The 14,833-nt window shown below is 45.9% G+C and carries 12 protein-coding genes; 9 read left to right on the forward strand and 3 right to left on the reverse strand.

The genetic code is table 11. The features are described from left to right. Positions 1 to 22: 22 nt before the first annotated feature. The gene (lysS, locus tag OOK74_RS02740) at positions 23 to 1,555 is read left to right on the forward strand and encodes a lysine--tRNA ligase (RefSeq protein WP_274722465.1); all 1,533 of its coding nucleotides are present in this window, start codon (positions 23 to 25) and stop codon (positions 1,553 to 1,555) included. A 352-nt stretch (positions 1,556 to 1,907) separates the two neighbouring features. Continuing rightward, positions 1,908 to 3,251, forward strand: coding sequence for a cyclic-di-GMP-binding transcriptional regulator VpsR (gene vpsR, locus OOK74_RS02745; protein WP_274722466.1), 1,344 nt, complete (start codon positions 1,908 to 1,910; stop codon positions 3,249 to 3,251). Between the two features lie 167 nt (positions 3,252 to 3,418). Here vpsR and mutH read toward each other — a convergent pair whose 3' ends face one another. Further along, positions 3,419 to 4,084, reverse strand: a complete 666-nt coding sequence (mutH, locus tag OOK74_RS02750) for a DNA mismatch repair endonuclease MutH (RefSeq protein ID WP_166013551.1) — start codon at positions 4,082 to 4,084, stop codon at positions 3,419 to 3,421. 675 nt (positions 4,085 to 4,759) lie between these two features. Between mutH and rppH the strand changes: the two genes are divergently transcribed. The 5 genes from rppH to OOK74_RS02775 are packed head-to-tail and all read left to right on the forward strand — an operon-like array spanning position 4,760 to position 10,055. Continuing rightward, the gene (gene rppH, locus OOK74_RS02755) at positions 4,760 to 5,278 is read left to right on the forward strand and encodes an RNA pyrophosphohydrolase (RefSeq protein ID WP_166013550.1); all 519 of its coding nucleotides are present in this window, start codon (positions 4,760 to 4,762) and stop codon (positions 5,276 to 5,278) included. Positions 5,279 to 5,283: 5 nt separating this feature from the next. Further along, on the forward strand, positions 5,284 to 7,530 hold the full coding sequence (gene ptsP, locus OOK74_RS02760) for a phosphoenolpyruvate--protein phosphotransferase (RefSeq protein ID WP_277206282.1): 2,247 nt from the start codon (positions 5,284 to 5,286) through the stop codon (positions 7,528 to 7,530). A gap of 9 nt (positions 7,531 to 7,539) precedes the next feature. Continuing rightward, a complete protein-coding gene (locus tag OOK74_RS02765; protein WP_277206281.1) occupies positions 7,540 to 8,334 on the forward strand; it encodes a sulfite exporter TauE/SafE family protein in 795 nt (264 codons plus the stop codon). Between the two features lie 44 nt (positions 8,335 to 8,378). Further along, entirely contained in the window at positions 8,379 to 9,194 is an 816-nt protein-coding gene (gene lgt, locus OOK74_RS02770; protein WP_277206280.1) for a prolipoprotein diacylglyceryl transferase, read from the forward strand. A gap of 9 nt (positions 9,195 to 9,203) precedes the next feature. Further along, a complete protein-coding gene (locus OOK74_RS02775) occupies positions 9,204 to 10,055 on the forward strand; it encodes a thymidylate synthase (protein WP_278183084.1) in 852 nt (283 codons plus the stop codon). Positions 10,056 to 10,155: 100 nt separating this feature from the next. Here OOK74_RS02775 and OOK74_RS02780 read toward each other — a convergent pair whose 3' ends face one another. Continuing rightward, a complete protein-coding gene (locus tag OOK74_RS02780) occupies positions 10,156 to 11,304 on the reverse strand; it encodes a Na/Pi symporter (protein WP_278183085.1) in 1,149 nt (382 codons plus the stop codon). A gap of 406 nt (positions 11,305 to 11,710) precedes the next feature. Between OOK74_RS02780 and nhaR the strand changes: the two genes are divergently transcribed. Beyond that, positions 11,711 to 12,601 (forward strand): transcriptional activator NhaR, encoded by an 891-nt coding sequence (gene nhaR, locus OOK74_RS02785; protein ID WP_278183086.1) that lies wholly within the window; start codon positions 11,711 to 11,713, stop codon positions 12,599 to 12,601. A gap of 132 nt (positions 12,602 to 12,733) precedes the next feature. On the opposite strand, the gene rpsT is transcribed toward nhaR, so the two are convergent. Beyond that, a complete protein-coding gene (rpsT, locus tag OOK74_RS02790; protein WP_166013544.1) occupies positions 12,734 to 12,994 on the reverse strand; it encodes a 30S ribosomal protein S20 in 261 nt (86 codons plus the stop codon). Positions 12,995 to 13,251: 257 nt separating this feature from the next. Between rpsT and murJ the strand changes: the two genes are divergently transcribed. Further along, entirely contained in the window at positions 13,252 to 14,814 is a 1,563-nt protein-coding gene (gene murJ / locus OOK74_RS02795; protein ID WP_319946305.1) for a murein biosynthesis integral membrane protein MurJ, read from the forward strand. The last annotated feature ends 19 nt before the right edge of the window (positions 14,815 to 14,833 follow it).

A 14,833-nucleotide genomic window follows, 5' to 3' on the forward strand; every position in this document is an offset into this window, starting at 1 on the left:
CGACTACACAAGGTATATGCCAATGACTGATGCTGTTCAAAATGAGATGAATCACGAGCACAATGCGCAAGAAGAAAACAAACTGATTGCAGAGCGTCGTAGCAAGTTGGATCACATCCGCAAGGAGTGTAAAGCCAACGGGCACCCTAACTCGTTCCGTCGTGATAGCCTCGCGGGCGATCTGCAGAGTATGTTTGGTGACAAGACCAAAGAAGAGCTAGAAGCGTTAAATCACGTGGTGTCTATCGCTGGTCGAGTGATGGCAAAACGCGGTCCATTCTTGGTGATTCAAGAAACCTCTGGCCGTATTCAGGCTTATGCTGCCAAAGAAGTGCAACAACAGTTAAAAGACCAGTATCAAGGTCTCGACATCGGTGACATCATCGGTGTGCAAGGTGCGCTGCACAAATCAGGCAAAGGTGATTTGTATGTCAATATGGAACAATTCCAACTGCTGACTAAAGCACTGCGCCCACTGCCAGAGAAATTCCACGGTCTGACTGACCAAGAAACCCGTTATCGTCAGCGTTATGTGGATTTGATCGTCAACGAAGATTCACGCAACGCGTTTATCATTCGTTCTAAACTGGTATCTGCCATTCGTAACTTTATGATTTCAAAAGGTTACTTGGAAGTTGAAACCCCAATGATGCACGTGATCCCAGGCGGTGCCTCGGCACGTCCTTTTGTGACTCATCACAATGCATTAGATATGGATATGTACCTACGTATCGCCCCTGAACTGTACCTAAAACGTCTGGTAGTGGGTGGTTTTGATCGCGTATTTGAGATCAACCGTAACTTCCGTAATGAAGGTCTGTCACCGCGCCATAATCCAGAATTCACTATGATGGAATTCTACCAAGCTTATGCAGATTATCAGGATCTGATGGATCTTACCGAAGAGATGCTTAGCTCGGTTGCGCTGCAAGTGCTTGGTACCACGTCACTACCATACGGTGAGCATGTGGTTGAATTTGGTGGCAAATACACGCGGATGAGCATGCTGGAGGCGATCAAACACTACAATCCGAACCACGCTGAGATTCAGGCGTTGGATTACGATAAAGTGCAAGATCGTGAGCATATGGTAGCGATCGCTAAATCGGTGCGCGTCGAAGTTGAACCGTTTTGGACTTGTGGTCAACTGTTAGAAGAAATCTTCGGTGAAACCGCAGAGCCTAAACTGATGCAACCGACCTTCATTACTGGCTACCCAGCAGATATTTCACCGCTGGCGCGCCGTAATGATGATTTCCCATTTATCACTGATCGTTTTGAATTTTTCATTGGCGGCCGTGAAGTGGCGAATGGTTTCTCTGAGCTGAATGATGCGCAAGATCAAGATGCGCGCTTCAAAGCTCAAGTGGATGCGAAAGATGCCGGTGATGATGAAGCGATGTTCTATGATGCGGACTATGTACGCGCACTCGAGCACGGTTTGCCGCCAACCGCCGGTCAAGGGATCGGTATTGACCGCTTGGCGATGCTGTTTACCAATACTCATACTATCCGTGATGTGATTTTGTTCCCGGCCATGCGCCCGCAGCAATAATCGCTGATTGTGATTGATAAAGCCGCTTAATTCGCGGCTTTTTTTATACCGCTCACCAGTAATATGGCCGGGAACAGGCTTGATTTGCCACAGTGAAGAATGCCAAATTATCCGTTTGTCATGATCGAGTTAAGTCAATTGACGAAAATATCACCCAATATCACTAATGATTTGATCTCCGATATTATGTGAACTCACACAAACGTTGACTGGAAAGTTTAGTATTTATAATTCAGTCTTATTTATGAAACAGACGGCAATCTAAAGTCTGGTTAATGTAGTCTATGTGACAAGTGGCAGATGTGGGCTGGTTGGCTTGCATTACAATGATAAATATAAGGAATGTTGTTTCATGAGCACTCATTTCCGTATGGATTCAGTACCGGGCTCACTGATTGTGGTGGGTGGCAGTTATGAACCTTGGCTTGCTGTATTAGAAAATGTGGGTTGGCGCTGTACCCAAGTGGCGGATTTACGTAAAGCAGATACGTTGTTTGTTGAAACAGGGCCATGTATTGGGATTGTCGATTTAACCCATGATGAGTTTAGCCTGAACGGGATTGCTAATCTGGTCAGTAGCCATAAACAAGTACGTTGGCTGGCATTTATTCGTGAAGCGCAGTTAGGCTCAGATACGATTTGCCAATTTATCGTTAATTTTTGTATTGATTTTTTTACCGCGCCGATCCCTGATGCTCAATTGCTCGGTACCATCGGTCATCAGTTGGGGATGCTCAAGCTGGAAAAAAAGGTGTGGCCGCATTTTGGCTCGGCGGGCAACCTTGGTTTGATTGGTGAATCGATGCCACTCAAGCGTCTGCGTGATCAAATCAAACGGATTGGACCGACTGATGTCAGTATTTTGATCTACGGTGAAAGTGGCACGGGTAAAGAAACCGTGGCTAAAGCGATCCACAAAACCTCATCACGCGCTAAAAAGCCTTTTATTTCCGTTAACTGCCGAGCAATGTCCGAACGGCGCTTAGAAAGTGAGCTGTTTGGGATTGGCGAGCAGGATGACGTTCAGCAGTCCCTTTTGTTACAAGCTGACGGTGGAACTTTGCTGTTGAATGATATTTTAACGCTACCGAAAAGCCAGCAACTTAATTTGTTGCGCTTTTTACAAGAAGGGACGGTTGAGACTCGCCAAGGCGTTCTGACGGTGGATGTGCGAATTTTGGCCGCCAATTCATCGGATATCGAAAAAGCGCTGATTGATGGGGATTTTAACGAAGAGTTGTATCACTACATCAATGTGCTGCGGATTAATGTGCCGAGCCTCAAAGAGCGTGCGCCAGATATTGTGTTATTGGCCAAATATTTTCTGCAGGAGTATTCCAAACAGCACAACGCGCAAGCGCGCAGTTTTTCAGAAGATGCAGTACGCAGTTTAACCCGTTACTCGTGGCCGGGTAATGTGCGTGAACTGATGAATCATATTAAACGTGCAGTACTGATGTCTGATAGCGTGGTATTGGATGAGTCGCAGCTCGATCTTCCCAAGCGTGGTGAGGGGCGGCGCAGTTTAAAAAACATCCGTGAACGTTCCGAGCGAGATGCACTATTGCTGGTGTTGGAGTCTAACTTTGGGCAAGTTTCCACGGCAGCCAAAGAGCTTGGCGTGTCGCGTGCGACTATGTATCGCTTGCTCAATAAGCATAATTTGATCACTGATGATAATCTCTCCGCACGTTGATTTAATCAGAGTTTGGCGAGGAGCTGCATAGATGCATAGATGCATAGATGCAGTGTATTGTGATCGTCGATGTTAACTGGGGGCTGGTGTAACCGCCCCCATTGCAACACAAATATCCACGCCCCTGTTAGCGAGGTGTGTAATAACTGGCTAGGAGTATTAACCGGTTAGGCGTAGTAACGTTGTAAAATTTGCGCGGTGAATTGAGTGCGTAAGTAGAAACCGCGTGGCAAGGTTTTAATCGGCCGTCCATTAATGCCGTAAGCCTCAGTAAGAGCTCGTCCATTGGCGGCTTTCGGACGTAGTTGCAGTACTTCACCATGTTTGGCGGTGATTTGCGCCACATTTCCGAGCACAATCAACTCCATTAACTCTTCCCAATCGGCTTTGAGCTGAGCTTCTTCATCTTGATTAGGGCTCCACAGTAGTGCTGAGCCAACACGGCGATCCGCGAGGGGGATTTCTCGCTCACCTTGCACAGGGATCCACAGGACTTTTGATAGCTTATTGCGCACATGGCTCTGCTCCCAAGTTAAGCCATGCACTCCAGTCAGCGGTGCCACACACACAAAGGTGGTTTCGAGTGGTTTGCCTGAATGGCTGATCGGAATACTTTTTAACTCAATACCTAGGTGAGCAAAATCTTGCTCTGGGCGGCTGCCCGCGCTGGCCCCTAAATGCCATTCCAGCAGTTGCCCCACCCAACCTTTATCTTTGCGTAAATCAGGTGGTACCACCATACCGGCTTCTGCGGCCAATTCTGCAAAGCTAAGTCCGGCAATTTGTTCTGCTCGCAACAGGAGTTCGGATTGAGAAGTGGGGGTTGGTTTCATACGCTGGCTTGGTTTGGGGTAATCGGCCAGATTGTACCAATTTTGTTGCGGATTGACATGGATAAACACCGTTCAAATAGCGTATTGAGTCAGGTTAGATCACATGCTGCCTAGGCTGAGCCGAGCGCAGCAGTTTCGCTCAATCACTATTGATGCTTAGGTTATCCACAGCCTAGGTGTTGATCATCAAGCATACTAACCAACTGGTTTTATACACAGTATTGTTAAGTAGACCAATCTGAGCGTTACGCTGGATCTCTCGACTATCTGCTGTAGAGATAATCATGTTTAGCCTCAATTGATGGATCTTTAACCTCTGGTCGGGCTGTTTGATTCGGTGGTCGTGTTCTCTGTTTGTTTTCGGTGCGTAATTTAATTAACCTTTTGTTTTTATGTGTTTTTTGTTTTTGATTGGCTGTTTTTATTGGTTGCTATTCCGTTAAAAAAAAATTTTTTTGCACAACCTCAAAGTTTTTTCACATGGTTATTCACAGAAAACGTGCATAAATGTGCGGAATGTCTCGTAAAGTTGTTGATAACTTAGTTTTTAAGCCGGATTTAGTTTTTTTCGCCGATTTACCGATAAATATCGAAGGAATCACAATAGTAAGTTTGCTCCGTTTGGGGATATGTGGAAAAATCAGCGCAATTAAACAAGTTACTAGAGGTTTGCCAGTGATCGATGGCGATGGTTACCGACTGAATGTCGGGATTGTGATCTGTAACAACCATGGTCAGGTTTTCTGGGCAAAACGATACGGGCAACACTCATGGCAGTTCCCACAAGGCGGGATTGATGATGGAGAATCTCCAGAACAGGCCATGTATCGTGAATTGTACGAAGAGGTTGGGCTGACCAAGAAAGACGTTAAAGTGATTGCGACCAGTCGTCATTGGCTGCGTTATAAGTTACCCAAGCGTTTGGTGCGTTGGGATTCGCAACCGGTCTGTATCGGACAAAAACAGAAATGGTTCTTGCTGCGTTTAGAATGTGATGAATCGAGAATCAACATGCAACGTGGTAGTTCGCCTGAGTTTGATGGTTGGCGCTGGGTAAGTTACTGGTACCCAGTTAGGCAAGTGGTATCGTTTAAGCGTGATGTGTATCGTCGCGCTATGAAAGAGTTTGTTTCATTGGCGATGCCATTTAAAGAGCGAAAAGTGAAGGGTAAACGCAACACTTATAGAGGTTAAGCCGCATGCTTTCTCAGCTAAGGGATATAGTAGAGCAAGTTTCAAAGGTCGAAGATGTCCATCAAGCCTTGGATATTTTTGTCAAGCAGACGTGTGAAGCGATGAACACGGAATGCTGTACGGTCTACTTAGCTAACGAAGAGATGCATCGTTTAGAGCTGATGGCAACTCAAGGGCTGAAGTTCAAAGGCGATAAAATTCACATTGATTTTGATGAAGGTTTGGTCGGTTTAGTCAAGCGTAGCGCTGAGCCGATTAATCTGGCTGAAGCATCAAAGCATCCTAATTTCAAATATTTTAAGCAACTCGGTGAAGAGGTGTATCACTCTTTCCTGGGGACGCCGATCATCTATCGCAAACAAGTGCTTGGCGTCTTGGTGGTGCAGCAAAAGTCGCCTCGTTTGTTTAGCGAAATGGAAGTTTCTTTTTTAGTCACCCTTGCCGCCCAGTTGGCGGTGCTCGTTGCCCACGCTCAAACTCAAGGCCAGTGGCGTTTATCGAAAAAACAACCTGCAATCACTGGGGTTGCGGCTTCTTCTGGCGTCGCGATTGGTGAGTTTTGGTGGGATGATACTCAACCCGATCTGGCCGAAGTGTTACCAGCCTCAACCCTTGATATTGATCTTGAGCAGGGGCGTATCGCGTTAGCGGTTGAGAGTGCGCTGGCTGACTTTCGGCATATGCGTAAAAAACTCGATAATGACATCAACAAAGAAGCGTTGGCTATCTTTGATTTATTTACTCACCTGCTCAATGATCCAATGTTGCGCAAAGATCTCAAAGCGCAGATCCAAAAAGGCGATCGGGCAGATTGGGCGCTGCGCCAAGTGGTGGAAAGTTATTCAAACCGTTTTGCGCGCATGTCCGATGTTTATCTGCGTGAACGGGCGCAAGATATTCGTGAATTAGGCCAGCGCTTACTGTTTTTCTTGCTCAATACTGAGACAAGCGAGCCAAAAATCGATAAACCCGTGATCTTGGTGGTTCGAGAGCTGACTGCAACCGTTTTAGCCGCGTTACCGAAAGACAAGTTGTTAGCGGTCGTTTCACTGGAAGGGGCTGCGAATTCCCATGCCGCGATTTTATCGCGTGCATTAGGCATCCCTGCGGTGATGGGAGTCTCGGTCAACCTGCGTGATATCAATACCAAGCAAGGTATTGTCGATGGTTATCGTGGCAAGTTATTTATTACCCCATCGAAAAGCATTCTGAATGAATATCGCACCTTGGCCAGTGAAGAGCGTGAGTTGGCACAGATGGTCAATGAGGCGATCCATGAGCCTGCAGTAACGTTAGATGGTGCAAGAATTGAGCTATTATTGAATGCCGGACTTAACGCTGACACTAGCAGTGTGATTAATCAAGGTGTTGATGGGGTTGGGCTGTATCGCACCGAAATCTCGTTCTTATTGCAGCATCGTTTTCCTTCCGAGCAAGAGCAAACGCAACAATACCGCCAAGTGTTAAATATGTACCCTCATCAATCGGTGGTGATGCGTACCCTCGATATTGGTGGTGATAAACCTTTGCCCTATTTGCCAATTGAAGAGGATAATCCATTTCTTGGTTGGCGTGGCATTCGCTTCACCTTAGATCACCCTGACATTTTCATTATTCAGTTGCGTTCCATGATCAAAGCGAGCGCAGAATCTGGCAATTTATCCATTTTGCTGCCGATGATTTCGGGCGCGAAAGAGCTGGATGATGCGCTGAAGTTTATCGATCAAGCCTATCAAGAGGTTTCACAGTTGGATCCGCGCGTGGTGAGGCCGAAAATTGGCATCATGCTTGAAGTGCCTTCCATGCTCTATTTATTACCGCTGATCGCTGACAAAATTGATTTTGTATCGGTTGGCAGCAATGATTTAACCCAATACTTACTGGCCGTGGATCGTAACAATGCGCGAGTGGCGGATGTGTATGAATCGATGCATCCAGCGGTGGTGATGGCGCTCAAACAGATCCAAGTCACTTGTGCCATTCATCGTATTCCGGTGTGTGTTTGTGGTGAGTTAGCCGGCGATCCGATAGGGGCTTTACTGCTGATAGGGCTTGGTTATACCACCTTAAGTATGAATGCTTCGAATATCGCCAAGGTAAAATATTTGGTGCGTCATTCGCAATTGGCTGAACTCAAGCAACTTGCCGAACAAGCAGTAAGCCAACCCTATGGACGTACAATCTACAATATGATGGTGTCGTATATCGAACAGCAGGGATTTGCAGATTTTGTGCGTGCAGGTAAACAATAGGAACCGAATGTGAATCTTGAACTCTTAGCATTACTGTTGCTATTAGGTGCTGTGGTCGGGGTGTTGGCTGGTTTGCTCGGGATTGGCGGTGGTTTATTGGTTGTCCCTGTGCTGTTATTTTTATTGCCCTCCGCTGGTATTGCGCTGGATATGGTGATGCAAGTGGCTTTAGCTACTTCGTTAGCGACCATTATTGTCACTTCTGGCTCGGCGGCGCTCAATCATCTCAAGCTGGGTAATGTTGATCTGTTTGTGGTCAAATGGTTAATGCCAGGGGTGGTGATCGGCGGCTTTGGCGGCGCGCTGCTAGCTGAACTGATCCCCAGTCAATATCTGCCCAAGGTATTTGGGGGAATCGTCTTGGTATTGAGTTGGCAAATGTTTCGTTCGATCCATCTCTCGCATGATTATCCAATGCCCAATGCTTTACTGACCACGCTATGTGGCACAGGGATCGGTGTGGTTTCAAGTTTGGCAGGGATCGGTGGTGGCTCGTTATCGGTGCCGTTTTTAAATCGACATGGCATTGAGATGAAAAAAGCGGTTGGCTGTTCTTCAGTCTGTGGCTTTGCGATTGCCATTGCGGGCATGGCGGGGTTTATTTGGCAAGGTTATCAGCTCAAAAATTTGCCACCATACAGTATTGGTTATGTTTATCTGCCCGCTTTGCTGGCGATTGCGACGACCTCAATCCTGACCACGCGGATTGGTGCTAAGCTCGCCAGTCAAATACCGACGGCACAGTTGAAGAAGTTATTTGCGATTTTTTTAATGTGTGTTGCTGTGACCATGTTATTTCAATAACGCCATAAATCATGGCATTACTATTTTACAAGAGAAGGTTTGTTATGCCCGAGGGTTACCTGCAGTTTCCTAATATTGACCCAGTACTGTTTTCTATCGGCCCGCTGGCGGTGCGTTGGTATGGTTTAATGTATCTGGTCGGTTTTTTATTTGCGATGTGGTTGGCGAATCGTCGCGCCGATCGGCCAGCTAGTGGTTGGAGCCGTGAACAAGTCTCCGATCTGTTGTTTGCTGGTTTTCTCGGTGTGGTGGTTGGTGGGCGAGTCGGTTATGTACTGTTTTACAATTTCGATCTGTTCCTTGCCGACCCAATCTATCTGTTTCAAATCTGGACCGGTGGTATGTCATTCCACGGTGGCTTACTGGGTGTGATCGCTGCGATGGCCTGGTATGCCCACAAAAACCAGCGCACTTTCTTTGGCGTGGCTGATTTTGTTGCGCCCTTAGTGCCATTTGGATTGGGCATGGGGCGGATTGGCAACTTTATGAACAGTGAATTGTGGGGACGGGTAACGGATGTGCCTTGGGCCTTTGTATTCCCCAATGGGGGACCGCTGCCACGTCATCCTTCGCAGCTTTATGAGTTTGCTTTAGAGGGGGTGGTACTGTTTTTGATCCTCAATTGGTTTATCGCCAAACCGCGTCCGCTTGGTAGTGTGTCTGGCTTGTTTTTAGCCGGCTATGGTAGTTTCCGTTTCTTAGTGGAATATGTGCGTGAGCCGGATGCGCAGTTAGGTCTGTTTGGTGGCTTCATTTCGATGGGGCAAATCCTCTCTTTACCGATGGTGATCATCGGGATGTTGATGGTGGTGTGGTCTTACAAACGTGGTCGCTATCAAGATCGTGTCGTAGCAAAATAGGGTAGTTAGGTGAAACAATATTTAGAACTTTGTCAGCGCATCGTCGATCAAGGTGTTTGGGTTGAAAATGAACGCACTGGCAAACGGTGTTTAACCGTGATTAACGCCGATTTGACTTATGATGTTGCCAATAATCAGTTTCCACTGGTGACAACCCGTAAGAGTTTTTGGAAAGCGGCGGTCGCGGAATTACTGGGCTACATTCGTGGCTATGATAACGCCGCCGATTTTCGTCAGTTAGGCACCAAAACTTGGGATGCTAATGCGAACTTGAATCAAGCTTGGTTGAGTAATCCTTATCGTAAAGGTGAGGATGATATGGGACGAGTTTATGGAGTACAGGGTCGAGCATGGGCTAAACCTGATGGCGGGCATATCGACCAATTGCAAAAAATTGTCGATGATTTGACGCGTGGAGTGGATGACCGAGGTGAGATCCTCAATTTTTACAACCCTGGTGAGTTTCACATGGGCTGTTTGCGTCCCTGTATGTACAGCCATCACTTTTCGTTATTAGGGGATACCTTATATCTCAATAGTACTCAGCGTTCGTGTGATGTCCCGCTTGGGCTCAATTTCAACATGGTTCAAGTTTATGTGTTGTTGGCCTTAATGGCGCAGATCACCGGTAAAAAACCAGGTATGGCTTACCATAAGATCGTCAATGCTCATATTTATCAAGATCAGTTAGCCTTGATGCGTGATGTGCAGCTTAAACGTGATCCACTCGCTGCGCCTCAGTTCCATATCAATCCTGAGATCAAAACGCTGCATGATTTGGAAACTTGGGTCACTTTGGATGATTTTGAGGTAACGGGATACCAGTTCCATGACTCGATTCAATATCCGTTTTCGGTCTAAAGGCAACACAGGCTAGAGCAATAAATTGTGTTTGAGATCGCCAAACAGCAAAAGCGCCCAAATTATGGGCGCTTTTTTATCCATCGATACTCAATAAGGCTTAAGCGGTTAAAGCGAGGATTGCACCTGGAATGACCACAAATACACCCAGTAAGTAGGCAAGCACCACCATTTTATTTTTACATGCCCAAGTTGAAATCAGCTCAGCCCCTTTGATCGGCAGTTCGCGCAGGAATGGAATACCATAGATCACTACAGTTGCCAGTAAATTAAAGCATAAGTGCACTAAAGCAATTTGTAGAGCAAATACCGCAAACTCACCAGAGACCGCTGTTGCCGCAAGTAGTGCGGTGATACAAGTACCGATATTGGCACCTAGCGTGAATGGGTAGATTTCACGGATCTTTAATACACCAGAACCGACCAGAGGTACCATCAGGCTGGTTGTCGTTGACGAAGATTGTACTAGTACCGTTACTACAGTACCTGATGCAATTCCGTGCAGCGGACCACGGCCAATCGCATTTTGTAAGATTTCACGGGCTCGGCCTACCATCAGGCTTTTCATCAGTTTACCCATTACGGTAATCGCCACAAAAATGGTCGCAATACCGAGCACAATAAGCGCAACTCCACCTAATGGATAACCCAGAAACGCAAGTTGGCTTTCAAGAGTGCTGAGTACAGGCTTAGTGACCGGTTTAATGAAGTCTAAGCCTTTCATGCTCATATCGCCGGTTGCCAGCAATGGTGATACCAACCAGTGTGACACTTTGGCTAAGATGCCAAACATCATTTCGAGAGGTAGGAAAATCACGACCGCTAACAGGTTGAAAAAATCGTGGATAGTGGCACTGGCGAACGCGCGGCGGAATTCCTCTTTACAACGCACGTGACCTAGGCTGACCAAGGTATTGGTAACGGTAGTACCAATATTAGCTCCCATCACCATTGGAATCGCTGTCTCAACCGGTAAACCACCGGCGACTAAGCCAACAATAATCGAAGTGACGGTACTTGAGGATTGGATCAGGGCGGTGGCCACTAAACCAATCATTAATCCCGCAACTGGGTGTGAAGCAAATTCAAACAGAACTTTAGCTTGATCGCCAGTCGCCCATTTAAAACCACTGCCGACCATCGCGACAGCAAGAAGTAGTAGATACAGCATGAAAGCCAAGTTTGCCCAACGCAGGCTCTTCGTCGTCAGCGAAATTGACGCTGTTGGGGAAGTTGCTTGGTTTATCATCATTTTCTCCGTGGACCGTTATTTAAAGGTGCGGTCGGTTATTCAATTCGAGGCCGATGGTAGAGTGGAAATATTTCACTAATATGACACTTTGGTGTAATCGGTAATTAATTGATCCAATCTTGCCGCTGACTTAAAAGCTTAGCCAATTTGATTTTTTTATCTTGCTGATTTTAAAGGGATAGCAAGCGCTGGTAAGGGATGCGCTCGAATGGGGAGATCGGCAATAAAGTTGCAATAAGTCGAATAAAGCCAAGTGTTACATTTCATAATATGACGATTGGTTGATTTTTGTTGTGGAAAAATTCAGTGTTATTTGTTGTTTTATTCGGTTTATCCGAATTTATTGTGATAACAGAACGCATCTGTTATAAAACGGTTTGGTTTTTATTGGGTGCCACAAGCCATGTCTCATCTTAATTACAATCACCTCTATTACTTCTGGATGGTATGCAAGCAAGGCTCGGTGACTAAGGCGGCAGATGCCTTATTTTTAACGCCACAAACGGTTACCGGACAGATTAAAGCCCTCGAAGATCGTCTTGATGGCAAATTAACCAAGCGCAATGGTCGTAGCATTGAAGCCACGGAGTTGGGGCAATTGGTGTTTAAATATGCTGATCGCATGTTTGGCTTGAGTTATGAAATGTTAGATATCGTCAACTACAGCCAACGTTCCAACGTATTGTTTGATATTGGGGTGGCGGATGCTTTATCAAAAAGATTGGTGAGTAAAATTTTGCTCACTTCAATGCCTAACGATAATCGGATCCACTTACGTTGTTTCGAATCGACTCACGAAATGTTGTTAGAGCAGCTCGCGCAGCATAAATTGGATATGATCTTGTCTGATTGCCCTGTTGATTCAAGCCAAAGTCCGGGTTTGTTTAGTAAAAAACTCGGTGAAAGCCGAATGAGTTTCTTTAGTTTTGGTGACGTAGACTTAGTGCCTTTTCCTGCGATCTTAGAACATAAAAAGTTACTGTTGCCTGGCAGTCGTACCGCTATGGGGCGCAAAGTAAGGCAATGGTTTGATCGACAAGGATTACAACCGAATATCCTCGGTGAATTTGATGACTCGGCGTTAATGAAGGCATTTGCGATTTACCATAGTAATGCGGTATTTATGGCACCATCATTTTATGTGTCCGAAGTCGATGCTGAATCGTCACTCAAGCTGATTGGTCATGTCGATGAGATCAAAGAAGAGTATTATGTGATTTTTGCCGAGCGCATGATCCAACATCCGGCGGTAAAAAATGTGTGTGATGCGGATTTTAGCAACTTGTTTTTATAGTCATCGAGAGTGATGAATGGCTATTTGATCGGCATTCGATTAGCCATGTCGTTACTGTGCTGGCCACTGAATAAATTACAGCAATAAAAAAACCGGCATTAAGCCGGTTTTTATTGCTGGTTTAAAACTCAATTACAGAGCTTTGATCGCAGCAGCAAAGCGAGACTTGTGACGAGCAGCTTTGTTCTTGTGAACAAGGCCTTTAGTCGCCATACGGTCTAGGATTGGTGTAACTACTGCGAATGCAGCAGTTGCAGCTTCTTTGTCGCCAGCAGCGATTGCAGCAACAGTTTTCTTCATGTAAGTGCGCATCATAGAACGACGGCTAGCATTGTGCTGGCGACGTTTCTCAGCTTGGATAGCGCGCTTCTTAGCAGATTTGTTATTTGCCAAGGGTCTAACTCCCAAAAACATAGTTCGGTGACATTTTAAGGGCGGGAAATATCCCCGATTTGCTCTTTAATGTCAAATGATTTGTGCAAAAACCCAACTGAACCAAACAAACTTGGTATCGGAGAGCCTTCGCGGTTAAGATGGCGGGGATTCTATCAGCATTTTTTTACCAATGCTAATACTTATCTGATCTCACGATGACATTCTTATGCTTTCGAATCAGATAATTTGGTTTTGACTGTTTGTTCGAGGTTACTGTGAGTAAACGCTTACTCAAGTCAGGCATGATTGTTAGTGCTATGACTTTGATTTCTCGTGTTTTAGGTTTAGTACGTGATGTGGTGGTGGCCAATTTGATGGGGGCAGGCGCGAGCGCTGACGTGTTCTTTTTTGCCAATCGAATTCCCAATTTCTTACGCCGATTATTTGCTGAAGGGGCTTTCTCTCAAGCCTTTGTACCAGTATTAACCGAGTATCATGCCTCGGGCGATATGCATAAAACCCGCGAATTGATTGCACGAGTCTCTGGAACCTTAGGTGTTTTAGTAACAATTGTCACGTTGATTGGGGTGCTTGGATCCGGTGCGGTGACCGCACTCTTTGGTGCTGGTTGGTTTCTCGATTGGCTCAATGATGGTCCCGCGGCGGGCAAATTTGAGTTAGCCAGTCTACTTTTGAAAATTACTTTTCCCTATTTATGGTTTATTACCTTTGTTGCCCTATCAGGGGCGATTTTAAACACATTAGGTAAGTTTGCGGTCGCTTCTTTTACCCCCGTTTTCTTAAATGTGATGATGATACTCTGTGCTTGGTATCTCTCGCCCAATCTGGCACAGCCTGAGATTGGATTGGCAATTGGTGTGTTTTTAGGTGGTTTAGTTCAGTTTTTATTTCAATTGCCTTTTTTGATCAAAGCTGGTGTGCTGGTTAAGCCGAAATGGGCGTGGCGCGATCCTGGGGTGGTGAAAATTCGCACACTGATGATCCCAGCGTTGTTTGGGGTATCGGTCAGTCAAATTAACCTGCTGTTTGATTCTTTTGTGGCCAGTTTTCTGCAGACCGGCTCAATCAGTTGGCTGTACTATTCTGATCGTTTATTGGAATTTCCTCTGGGCTTATTTGGAATTGCGATCGCCACCGTGATTCTACCAGCGTTGTCGCGCAAACATGTCAATGCCCATAGTGCAGGGTTTGCCCATACCATGGATTGGGGGATTCGTATGGTGATGTTTCTTGGCATTCCGGCCATGCTTGGTTTGATGGTGTTGGCTAAACCCATGTTGATGGTGCTGTTTATGCGCGGTGAATTTACCGCCAATGATGTACAACAAGCCTCTTATTCACTGCTGGCTTATTCATCGGGTTTGCTGAGTTTTATGCTGATCAAAATATTAGCGCCTGGTTATTATTCGCGGCAGGACATCAAAACCCCAGTACGTTATGGCATTATTGCCATGCTCAGCAATATTGTACTCAACGCGATTTTTGCTTGGTTTTATGGTTATGTCGGATTAGCCATTGCAACTTCTATGTCAGCTTTACTTAATATGACTCTACTTTATGGTGGTTTGCACCGACAAGGTGTGTATCAACTTACCAGCCAAACATTGTGGTTTGTGTTGCGTTTAATTATCGCGGGGGCCGTCATGACTGGGATTATGTTATGGCAGCAAGCCAGTATGGCCACGTGGTTGAGTTGGGGAATTAGCCAGCGCGCGTTAATCCTCAGTGGGCTAATTGTGCTTGGCGCTGCGAGCTATTTGGCGGTTTTACTGTTACTAGGCATACGTCTCAAACACTTAAAAGCGGCGACAGAGTAGTGAGTTTTAGGTATAATCC

Origin of the sequence: Vibrio misgurnus (assembly GCF_029635775.1) — a bacterium.
In the GTDB taxonomy this organism is placed as follows: Bacteria; Pseudomonadota; Gammaproteobacteria; order Enterobacterales; family Vibrionaceae; genus Vibrio; species Vibrio chanodichtyis.